This is a genomic window from Mesorhizobium sp. BR1-1-2 (assembly GCF_020165435.1).
GTDB lineage: Bacteria > Pseudomonadota > Alphaproteobacteria > Rhizobiales > Rhizobiaceae > Mesorhizobium.
Genome location: NZ_JAIUID010000007.1, coordinates 1 through 11,346, shown reverse-complemented (window position 1 = coordinate 11,346; position 11,346 = coordinate 1). Strand labels below are relative to the sequence as shown.

The following is an 11,346-nucleotide window of genomic DNA, read 5'->3' as shown; positions in this document are numbered from 1 at the left end:
TGAAAAGGAATTGCCCATGATCACGATCCGTTCGATGTCCATGACCACTCTCGTGGCGCTAGTAAACCTTGGTGTCTCATGTGGCATGGGGGCGCGCGCCGACACCCTTCCCCGGGTCGAAGGCGACATGCCGGCAAGCGTTTCTGCTGTCATAGCAAAGATCCAATCGAAAGCCGCGTACGCACACACAAGCTGGGGCATGCGCGTGGTCGACCGCGACACCGGGACCGTGCTTGTCGACCAGGCGGCCGACCGGTCGCTCACCCCCGGGTCGATCATGAAGGTCTACAGCACGGCCACTGCGCTCGATCTGTATGGGGCGGACTACCGGTTCCATACCCCGGTCTACAAGACTGGGTCGGTGTCGGAAAGCAGGCTCGACGGCAATCTGACCCTGGTCGCTTCTGGAGATTTCAGCTTCGGCCTGCGAGAGCAGCCTGACGGCACTCTCGGCTACAACAATTTTCCCGAGATCGACCACAATTATGCCGACACCGGTTTTGCCGGAGGCGCTTTGGTGAAGGGCAGCGATCCGCTGGCGGCGTTGGACAGCTTGGCTAAGGCCGTTCGTGGATCCGGCATTGCCGAGGTCGGAGGCGACGTTATCATCGATGCGCGGCTTTTCGAAACCCATCGCGACCCCACGGACGGGATCATTTCTCCGATCTGGCTGAACGAAAACGTCATCGACATCATGACGACGGCGGCCAGCGCAGGGCAGCCGGCCAAGATCGATTGGCGACCCAAGACCGCGTCCGTCAAGGTGGTGGGCGCCGTGATGACCGTCGCAGAGAATCCGAAGCCCATCACGATCGAGTCGCCTGCCCCTGGAGAGATACGGGTCAGCGGCGAAATCGCCGCCGGAGTCGCGCCCACCTTGAACATCTGGCATGTGCCCGACCCGGCCGCCTTCGCTCGAACAGCGTTCATGGAGGCGTTGCAGCGCGCCGGAGTGAAGGTCGACGCGAACGCGCTTGGGCCAAATCCAGTTGACGAACTGCCGGACGCGGCGGCCTATTCCCCCGGCAACAAAGTGGCCGAGCACGTCTCGCCTCCGCTTTCAGAGTTCGTCAAGGTCGTTCTCAAGGTCAGCTACAACCGTGGCGCCCATTTGATGCTGTGCCTTGCAGCCGTGAAAGGCGGAAGCCGGGACTGCGAGGCCGGAATCGGCAAGGAGCTTGAACTTCTCGATCGCCTGGGCGTGTCGCGGCAAAGCACTTACGTCTTCGACGGCGCTGGCTCAGATGACCACGCCAAGACAGCGCCCGCGGACCAGACAACGGTGCTCACGCGGATCGTCAAGGAGCCGTGGGGATCGGCCATCCGGGACGGAATGGCCATCCTGGGCGTGGATGGAACACAAGCTACAAACGGCCTTGGAACCCCGGCGGTCGGGCATATTCACATCAAGGATGGTACACGGGTCACCTCGGCGCCGGGAGATTATCAAGGCATCATCATCGCCAAGACCCAAGTCGGCTATATCGAGGCGAAAAGCGGCCGCGAGCTTGCTTTTGCGATCTTCCTCAACAGCGCTCCTTTTGGCTCGGTCGAGGATTTCATCGCCGCCGATCACGATATTGCTGCGATCGCCGCCGCGATTCAGCAGGCCTACTAGGCCGCGACGCTTGCGAGGCAGGCATGGCAACGCACTACAGCACTCCCAGCTCTGCTATCTTCAGGGGCAGTGCCTTGATGCGCGTTCTCTTCGGATTGGCATTCTCATTGGTACGTCGGTACGTCGCGGCAGTCGAGCCGCAGCCGCATTGGAGGAAGAGATGGAACGAACGCTGTTCAAGGGCACGCGAAGCGGCTTGATGGTTGCCATGGGCGTCGTGGCGTCACTTTGGGGTGCCGGAACCGGTGCGGCCGCAGCCGAACTTCCGCCCGCTATCCGCGCGATTATGGACGCGCCCCGCTATTCCGGGGCGGTCTGGGGCCTCCGGGCAGTCGATCTCCCCTCGGGAGCCACGACGACGGCTTACGGCTCGGACTCGCTTTTCTTCACGGGTTCGGTACGAAAGCTGTTCTCGGTCGGTCTCGCGCTGAACGCGCTCGGTGTCGATCATCGCTTCGAGACGAAGGCCTATCGCCTCGGCGAGGTGGGGGCAGACGGCACGCTCCAAGGAAATCTTGTCTTGCTCGCAAGCGGGGATCTGACCCTTGGCGGACGGACCACGGCTGGCGGCAAGATCGCTTTCACCAATTTCGACCACACCGAGGCCAACTCGCTCGGCAGCGCGATCCTTACGGAAACCGATCCGCTGTCCGGGCTGAATTCCATTGCGAGGCAGGTCGCCCAATCCGGGATCAAGGCCGTTACGGGCGATGTCATCATCGACGATCGCCTTTTCGATCATTTCCGCGTGCCAAACGGGAATGTTCTGATCACACCGATCATCGTGAACGACAATCTTATCGACGTGACCATCCTGCCAGCTGAAGCCGGGCAACCGGCCGAGGTGGACTGGCGACCTAAGACAGCGGCTTTCACCATCAGTTCACAGGTGAAAACCGTGGCCGCCAGCAAACCGATGGAAATTTCCCTCGAGATATCGCCCGCCGACCCTAAGGTCGGGATCGTCAAGGGCCAGATCCCTATTGGCTACAGGCCGAGCCTGCCCGGCGTGGCGACGTTGGTCCAAACGTTTCCGATCGTCGAGCCGTCTTCCTTTGCCCGCACGGCGTTAATCGAGGCGCTGGGCAGGGCGGGAGTCTCGGTTACGGCATCGGCGACAGGCCCGAACCCAGTCGCGAAGCTTCCCTCGAACAGCTCGTACTTACAATCTGCGGAAGTCGCTCGCCTCGTCTCCCCGCCATATGCGGAATACGCGAAGCTGATCCTCAAGGTCAGCCACAATCTCGGGGCCAATCTGAGCCTTGCCCTATTTGGCCTCACACAGGGAGCAAGAACCGTCGAGACGGCCCTCGCAGCCGAGCGGAATACGCTGATAGGTGAGTATGGACTTTCTCCCGATGGCTTCGATTTTCCGACAAATGGCAGCGGCAGCCCCGATAGCCGCGCCACCCCTGGTGCCGTCACGGGCCTGCTTGCAGCAATGCGCAAGACGAAAGCGTCGGAAGCTTATTTCGATGCCCTTCCTGCTCTCGGGGTCGATGGTTCGCTAGCCACCGTCGGCATCGATCCGCCAAACCCCGTCATTGCGCCGGCCGTGGGACACGTGTTTGCGAAGACCGGGACAACAATCGCGGACGGCACGCTCAAAGCGCAGGTCTTTGCGGGATACATCAGATCGAAGGCAGGAAAACTGCTCGCCTATGTTGTCTACGTAAACAATGTCACGCCAATCGGCAGCATCGCAGACGTCATCAAGGTGTTCGCAGACGAGGGAGCGATATCTGCGATTTTGTACGAACTCAACTGATGGCCCCGAGATTTCCCATTGGGTGCCGTGGGGCACGTTCCAACCGCCGGAGCAGATGATGAATTCGAAATTGGCCTTTTGGGCGGGAGCCGCGATCGTTGCCTGCCTCTTGCCGAAACTGGCCTTCGCCGAGCCCGTTACGACTGCCCCGGTGACGACTGACCATGTCACCGAGGTTCTCCCAAAGCTCGATGCCATTATCCGTGATGGCATGTCGCGAACCGGGGTGCCTGGCTTGGCGATCGCCATCGTTCACGACGATACGGTCGTGTTTCTCCGCGGCTACGGCGTTCGCGAGGTGGGCAAGCCTGAGCCTGTGGACCCGGACACTGCGTTTCAGCTCGCCTCGATGTCGAAGCCGATTGCGTCCACGGTGGTCGCCACTCTCGTCGGCGAAGGTCTCGTGGCTTGGGACGATCCGATCGTAAAGCACGACCCCGGATTTGAACTGAAGGATCCCTGGGTCACGCGCGAGGTCACGCTTCGTGACATGTTCTCTCACCGAAGCGGTCTCCCCGGACATATCGGCGATCTCCTCGAGGACCTGGGATACAGCCGCGAAGAAATCCTGTTCCGGCTACGCCACGTCAACCCGGCCGGTCCCTTCCGGGCAAGCTACGCCTACACCAATTTCGGATTGACGGAAGCGGCGCTCGCCGCAGCCAAGGCTGCCGGGAAGCCTTGGGAAATACTGTCGGAAGAGCGGCTGTATCGACCCGCGGGCATGACCCGGACGAGCTCGCGACATTCCGATTTCCTCGCCGCCGAAAATCGCGCCGTGAATTCCGTCCGCATTGACGGCAAATGGCTTCCCGGCCCGCCACGCGATCCTGACGCCCAGTCTCCGGCTGGCGGTGTCAGCTCCACGGCACGCGACCTCGCGCAGTGGCTGAGGCTCCAGCTTGGCGGCGGCAAGCTCGATGGCAAGGAGATCGTCACCTCGGCTGCTCTTGCCGAGACCCACCAACCAGTGATCGCGCGGGGATCCGCGCCGGTTCCGTCCGGCGCTTTTCCCCCGTCTTACGGACTCGGCTGGAACGTCGATCTCGACCCGCAGGGTCGCATCCATCTCAGCCACTCGGGAGCGTTCAATCTTGGTGTCGGCACGAATGTGCATCTCGTTCCGGCAGAACGGCTCGGCATAGTCGTGGTGACGAACGGCCATCCTGTCGGTCTCGCAGAGGCCGCGAGCAAGAGCTTTCTCGATCTCGTATTTGCCGGCAAGGTTGAACGAGACTGGATCGACGCCTACGGCCAGTTCATGGCGGATGCCATGAAGCCCGACTATGGCGGCGCCATCGATGCCACACGGGCTCGTTCGCAGCCTTCGCCGGCCCTGCCTGCAGCGAGCTATGTCGGCACTTACGGCAACGACTTTTATGGCGGACTGACGGTCACAGAGAAGAGCGGTAGCCTGGTCATGAGCCTCGGGCCCCGCACGGAATCCTTTCAACTTCAGCACATCAGCCGCGATACGTTCACATACCAACCGATAGGCGAAAACGCCTTTGGACCAAGCGCCGTTACGTTCACTGTCGAGGCCGACCGGACGACAGCCGTCACGATCGAGAATTTGAACCTCCATGGCCAGGGCACTTTTCTTCGAGACCTACGCAAGCCGTGATCCAGAGAGCGGGAGTTTTGACTATACACATCATCCGGCACCCGAGAATCTTCCCGCCCGCGGATGTTGCCGCGCCAAGAAGATCTAGGTGTTGCCCCATGGTATTAGGTTGCGTCTAACGCCTCAGCAACTCGGTAAATGATATGGATTTCACGACGTTCTCAGGCTACGGATACCTCCTCATCGGCGGCCTCATCCTCGTTGGCGCCGGACTCCTGACCATTTCGCTTATCGTCAATCTTGGAGTGGCGCACAGTGTGCGGCAGGACGCACGCCATCGTGAAAAGCTGTTGGAATACTATCGCAACACCTTTTCGCAGCTGGGGGTGATCCTGATCGGAATTGGAGTATCCCTGTTCATCTTCTTTTTTCAGCAGAATTACCAGGACCAGCGCAAACGCGAAACCGAACTCCAGCAGGTCCTTGCCAAACTGGCGGCACGCATTGCTCGCGGCGCTGCCGTCGTCGAATCCCTTGGTGAATTCGATACGCTGCTCGATGAAGGCGGGCCCTACATCGATCCGAAACTCGGTGGAAAGAACAACGCCATCGGCGCGCACGGAGCGGAGCTCGCCAAGCAGGTCGCCGAGCTTCTTTTGGTCGAGCGCGACGTCGACGTTCAGGCGTTCGAGATCCTGAACTTATCGCGCGACTTCGAATCGTCGTTCGTCGTCAACGAACTCGATCCGACGCTGTGGTTCAATATCGTCAGCGATGAGAGCGAGATCAAATATGCCACCACTCAGCTCCCGCTGGACTACACGGATTTGCACGATGCGATCGGCGGTGAGCCACTTGATGCCGCGATCGCTAATCCTGAAAAGGAGCGGAAGATCAAACAGGAGGTGCTGGATATCTTTTATGATGCCGACCTGTTGCGCCTGCGCAGCAGGAGACTTCTCGGCCGTGCGTGCTGGCTTTTCAGCAACGGGCGCGGCTTCGTCAAACTTAGACCGGTCGATGAGATTGAAGCGGACGCCAGGTCGCACCAGGAGTGGATCGATCGGTCGAAGCATTTCCTGACGCAATTGACGTCGGGAAGCGGGGATTGCTTCAAATTGCTTCGCTACAGCCCAACGCCTTGAATCGAGACTGATCTCGCTACCCTCGTGTGGCTAATCTCAGCTCGCCGCCGCGTGCCGGGATTACTCCGTCGCGAATCTCGATGCCTGCTCCCTTGCTCTTGTTGCCTCGCCCGCGAACCGGTCCGGTTTCCAGGACCGTTTTTCCTGGAAAAGGCAAAGAATTCTATATCTCCGTCGCAGTGTTTCTGAGACAAATTCCTCGGCTTTTTGAATGTATGCGGCTCGATAATTCATCGATGCAACTATCCTGGGTAGGCTGATCTATGCGACCGATCGTTATTGTATCCGAAAAACCCGAAGATGCCGACTATAAAACGATTTTGAGGGCCTTGGTCAGCTACAATGATGCGGCGGGCGAACCCTCTGGCTATGAGGCGGTTGCCATCCTCCTTCGTGATCATGACCGCGATGAGACCATCGGCGGCCTGTGGGGGAAGGTGTCTTACGATTGGTTGTTCGTCGAACTGTTGTTTGTTCCGGAACCCCTCAGACGACAGAAGCTCGGGACCCGGCTCATGAATGCCGCTGGACAGCTCGCTCGGGAGCGGAAGTGTGTGGGGGTCTGGCTGGAAACCTATGGATTCCAGGCGCCAGCTTTCTATCAGACCTTGGGTTACGAGGTGTTCGGGCAACTTCCAGATCACGCTCGGGGCTCAGGTCGGTTCTTCTTGCGCAAGATGCTAACAGCGTCGGTTTAGTGACAAATACATCTCGGCTATGGTAGGCGCGATGTGGCCCGGCACGCGGAGCATCGTATTCTAATCGCCCGCAGAGCAGCTAAGCCTCTCCGAAACGTTGCTGCGCCATTGCGCTAGCAAGCCAGATCGGATCGAACAGGTCGACCAACGCCCTGTGGCAATGCGATTGAATTTGATCGAGTCCCGCTTCGTGGCCGCCCGTCAGAAACGCGCCGATGCCTTCGTCGACCGCGGCTGGATCTGGAATCCGCAGACCCAGCGAGGCCAAGTCGCCGGCAACCGACGTTTCGGACGGCAGGTACGCAACCGCGGAGCGCAGCCGCATGCTCGGCGCTGGAAGTCGGATCATCACAATTCGGGTCACCGATGGCTGCGCGTCGGGGCCGATGATCGTGGCACCGCACATCAGGCCCGCAAGGACGCTAGCCGGTGGTGTCGGCAAGGAAAGGCAGAAGAACATGCGGCCATCGCCGCCGGGTTCGACCAGGTCGAGGTGCATGGCCCGCCCCGCCATCGCGAGCGGACCTTCAAGTTGAAACCGGCTCGTCGGCAGCCGCTCCGAATAGTGCGCGAGAACGCCCTGCGGGCCATTCGATTGGATTGACAGTTCTGCCCGGATGAGCTGGGCGCGAAAATAGGGCGACCAGGCATGGGAGTAGCAGGCGTAGGTGCCGGCGAGCGACCGGCTTGAATCCTGTCGCCGCCCGGCGACCGACCGGCGCGACGGTTCGCTTCGCCGCTCCAGCACGTCGCGCTCGCAATTGTGTCGAGTACAAATAGCCTGGATGAAGTCGTCGAGCTCGCAGTCGGCGATCCAGGCTCCGGGACGCCCGACATCCACAACCTTCGCCCAGTCCTCGTAAAGCCGAAGCTCGCGCGGGTGGGCACGACCCTGCATCCATTTGTGCGCGCGCTCGACATCGAACGACGTCGCCGGGTTGACACGACGGAACGCCGCCGCGAGGTCCTTGCGTGTCACGGCGCCGAGGAGTGCCATCGTCACCCGCAATTTCTGACCAATATCCTGCGTCACGCGTTCTCCTTTGTTGTTGTCCCACCCACCCGCAGAAGCGCCCTGAATTTCCAGGGTCAGTTTTCCTGGAAAAGGCAAAGAATTCTATAACACCGCTCCCGTTTATCTGAGAGGATCTCTTTTCGATTTAGAGCGTCTGCGGTGAAACCTTCGTCACCCGGCAGGCGGCAGAAATGCTGTTGATTTGCTGCCTCAATCGGCAGTCATGGGTGCATTCTAATTTTAAGATTTCCTATTTCGGGAAAGTTCGAGGGGCCAGGCAGGTGGGTAGAAAAGTCGATGTCATCAGGCGGTCGCGCCTTACGGCCGGCCGGCTCAGGCAAATTTGGCCGCCGACGCGGATCTCGTGCCTGGCATTGGCCATTTTCCTCCTTGCAGGTCTGCTGTCGACAGCACTTCCGGCAAACGCCAGGAACTTCGATGTCGGCAGCGAGGCACAGCTCCAGGCCGCGCTCAATCCGAGTGGTGGCGCGCAGAACGGCGACACCATCACCTTCACCGCGAACGTCGCCTTGAGCGCCAACCTGCCACAGGTGCAGCGCGACGTGACCATCAACGGCGCCAATCATACGCTCTCCGGCAACAAGCAGCATCGCGGCTTGTTCGTCCAGTCGGGCAAGGTCGCAATCAATGATCTCGTCATCGAAAATGCCAAGGCACAGGGCGGCAACGGCGGCAACGGCGTGAGCCCCAACACGGGTGATGCCGGCGGCGGCGGCGGCGGCGCCGGACTTGGAGGGGCCCTGTTCGTCGCCAGCGGCGCCCGCGTGACAGTGAGCAACCTCACCTTGCTGCACAACCTGGCGCAGGGTGGCGACGGCGGTGCCGGCGTTTCGGCTGACAGCAACTTTGCAGGCGCCGGCGGCGGCGGCGGCGGTATGTTCGGAAGCGGCGACATATACGACGGAACCAGGGCCAAAGGCGGCCCCGGCGGTGGCGGCGGCGGCCTGGGCGGCGCGATTTTCGTTCAGCATGGCGGCGAGCTCACTGTGGCCGACCATCTCGACATTTTTAGAAACAGCGTCGCAGGCGGCAACGGCGGAGGAGGAAGGGCCACCGCCGGCCAAGGCATCGGATCGGGCATTCTCTTTCACGGCAACGGGTCATTCACCGTGGCCCCTGGCGCCGGGCAGACCCAGTTGATAAGCGACACCATTGCAGATCAGACCGGGGGCGCCGGCAGCGGCGGCAATTGGGCTATCGTCAAGAACGGGGCCGGCACGACCATTCTCGACGGTGCGACTTCGCTCTCCGGCGGCGGCTCCGTCAATGAAGGCGTCCTGGAGATCAACGCTCTGCGCCTGGCGGGCAATATCACAAACAAGGCCTCACTCGTCTTCGCCCAAACAATCAACGGGACCTATACCGGCAACATTTCCGGCGGCGGCAGCTTCACCAAGACCGGCACTGGCGATCTCACGCTCTCAGGCACCAACACCTACGCTGGCGGCACGACCGTCAAGGGCGGAGCGCTGTTGTTCACCAGCGACGCCAGCCTGGGTGCCGCGGGCATCGGCATCAACCTGAACAACGGCACGATCGGAAGCGTGGCCACGGTCCATCCGGGGCCGACAAGCAATCGCCCCGTCACGATCACGGACAAGGGCGGCTTCTCCGTTGCATCGGCTCCACTCACCTGGAGCGGCGTGATCAGCGGAAGCGGCCAGTTGACCAAGTCCGGCGACGGCGACCTGATCCTTTCAGGGGCCAACACCTACGGCGGCGGGACGACCGTGACCGGCGGCGTCCTGCGCTTCACGAATGACGTCAACCTGGGCGCGGTGGGTACGGCGATCACGTTGAATGGCGGCGCGGTCGGAACCACAAAGGACACCCCTGCGGTCACCTCGATCGACCGCAAGATCATGCTCGCCGGTAACGGCGGCATCGACGTGGCGCTGCATCCCTTCATCTGGAGCGGCAGCATCAGCGGCGGCGGTCGCCTCATCAAGAGCGGCGACGGCGAGTTCGAGCTCACGGGCACCAACACCTATTCCGGCGGCACGCTGGTGCAGCGCGGAACGCTACGGGTCACTTCCGACGACAAGCTCGGCGCCACGGGTACAGGCATCACGCTGGAAAACAACGGCGGCCTGCGCGCATCCGAGACCTTCACCAGCACGCGCAACGTCTTACTGGAGGGCGCCGGTGGCGTATTCCTGGTCGACCCCGGCAAGACCCTGACCCTGAATGGGATAGTCGGCGGTTCGGGCAATCTCACCAAGGTCGGCGACGGCACGCTTATTATCACCGGTGCCAACAGCTACGCCGGCAACATCTTCAACAACGGCGGCGCGGTGCAGGGCAACACAACGAGCCTGCGCGGCAACATCGTCTTCGACCCCAACGCGAACAATCCGATCGCCAGGTCGATCACCTTCGACCAGGCGACCAACGGCACTTTCGCGGGCAACATCACCGGCCTCGGCAGCCTGACCAAGACCGGCGCCGGCGCGCTGACCTTGGGCGGCAACAACACTTATACCGACGGCACGACGGTGTCGGCCGGCATCCTGCAGGGCGCAGCCAACACCCTGCAGGGCCGTATCCTGAACGATGCCGCCGTCATCTTCGACCAGGGCGTCAACGGCACCTATGCCGGCGCAATGACCGGCACCGGCACGCTCACCAAGAACGGCACCGGTAAGCTCACCCTTACCGGCACCAGCACTGTCGGCGGCGGCACGACCATCAATACCGGCGGCTTAGCCGTCAACGTTCACCTGACCAGCAATGTAACGCTCAACAAGGGCGGTATCCTGAGTGGCGTCGGCAACATCACCGGCAATATTACAAACAACGGCGGCACGATCGAACCGGGCAACTCCATCGGCAACATCACGATCGACGGCAATCTCACCTGGAACAGCGGCACCTTCGAGGTTGAAATCAGCCCCAGTGCCAGCGACCGCATCACCATCGTTGGCGCCGGCCACAAGGCGACGGTACATGCCGGCACCCTCGACGTTGTCCCGTTGCCCGGCATTTACGTGCCTAACACGACGTACACGATCGCCTCGGCGCCGGCCGGCGGCATTGCCACATTTAACGATGTGACCGCCGATTTCGCGTTCCTGCGCCCCGTGCTCAGCTTCGATCCCACCAACCTCTATCTCTCCCTGATCCTGGCGCCAGATGCCTTCCGCTCGGCCGGCCAGACGTCGAACCAGCGGGCGATCGGCGGTGTGCTCGATGCCACTGCAGCCGGCGGTAATTTCGGTGGCATCGTCGGGGCGCTGTCGGGCCTGCCAATAGCGCAGGGGTCACTGGCCCTGCAGGCACTCTCCGGCGAGATCGCGGCGGGTGCCATCATTGCCGGCATCGACAGCGCCGATCGGTTCCTGGGCGTGCTCGACGGGCAGGGCGAGGGCGGGCTCCAGCCTGTCGGCACGGAGGGCGCGGCGAGCGCCGCCGCGGCTTATGCCGAGGACGACAAGGCGGCAGGCGAGGGCAGCTTCGCCGCGCTCGACATGTCGGCAAGCCATGCCGCCGATCCCGTCCAGGCGGTGCTTGCCCGCCG

The 11,346-nt window shown here is 61.7% G+C and carries 7 protein-coding genes; 6 read left to right on the top strand and 1 reads right to left on the bottom strand.

The window, feature by feature from the left end:
- Positions 1-16 precede the first annotated feature (16 nt).
- From dacB to LB551_RS17650, 5 genes are all read left to right on the top strand, one after another.
- The gene (gene dacB, locus LB551_RS17670) at positions 17-1,618 is read left to right on the top strand and encodes a D-alanyl-D-alanine carboxypeptidase/D-alanyl-D-alanine-endopeptidase (RefSeq protein WP_224660008.1); all 1,602 of its coding nucleotides are present in this window, start codon (positions 17-19) and stop codon (positions 1,616-1,618) included.
- 160 nt (positions 1,619-1,778) lie between these two features.
- Positions 1,779-3,386, top strand: a complete 1,608-nt coding sequence (locus LB551_RS17665) for a D-alanyl-D-alanine carboxypeptidase/D-alanyl-D-alanine-endopeptidase (protein WP_140552516.1) — start codon at positions 1,779-1,781, stop codon at positions 3,384-3,386.
- A gap of 109 nt (positions 3,387-3,495) precedes the next feature.
- Positions 3,496-5,010, top strand: a complete 1,515-nt coding sequence (locus LB551_RS17660; protein ID WP_224660007.1) for a serine hydrolase — start codon at positions 3,496-3,498, stop codon at positions 5,008-5,010.
- Positions 5,011-5,153: 143 nt separating this feature from the next.
- Complete coding sequence (locus LB551_RS17655) at positions 5,154-6,095, top strand: hypothetical protein (protein ID WP_140552515.1); 942 nt, start codon at positions 5,154-5,156, stop codon at positions 6,093-6,095.
- Between the two features lie 263 nt (positions 6,096-6,358).
- Positions 6,359-6,793, top strand: a complete 435-nt coding sequence (locus LB551_RS17650; protein WP_140552514.1) for a GNAT family N-acetyltransferase — start codon at positions 6,359-6,361, stop codon at positions 6,791-6,793.
- A gap of 79 nt (positions 6,794-6,872) precedes the next feature.
- Here LB551_RS17650 and LB551_RS17645 read toward each other — a convergent pair whose 3' ends face one another.
- Positions 6,873-7,826 (bottom strand): hypothetical protein, encoded by a 954-nt coding sequence (locus tag LB551_RS17645; RefSeq protein WP_224629773.1) that lies wholly within the window; start codon positions 7,824-7,826, stop codon positions 6,873-6,875.
- Positions 7,827-8,182: 356 nt separating this feature from the next.
- On the opposite strand from LB551_RS17645, the gene LB551_RS17640 reads away from it, so the two are divergent.
- Positions 8,183-11,346, top strand: a 3,164-nt coding sequence (locus LB551_RS17640) for an autotransporter-associated beta strand repeat-containing protein (protein ID WP_224660006.1), incomplete at its 3' end; no start/stop codon positions are given.

Coding starts and splice junctions, on each gene's coding strand:
- LB551_RS17665 (WP_140552516.1), top strand. CDS start 1,779: ATGGAACGAACGCTGTTCAAGGGCACGCGAAGCGGCTTGATGGTTGCC.
- LB551_RS17655 (WP_140552515.1), top strand. CDS start 5,154: ATGGATTTCACGACGTTCTCAGGCTACGGATACCTCCTCATCGGCGGC.
- LB551_RS17650 (WP_140552514.1), top strand. CDS start 6,359: ATGCGACCGATCGTTATTGTATCCGAAAAACCCGAAGATGCCGACTAT.
- dacB (WP_224660008.1), top strand. CDS start 17: ATGATCACGATCCGTTCGATGTCCATGACCACTCTCGTGGCGCTAGTA.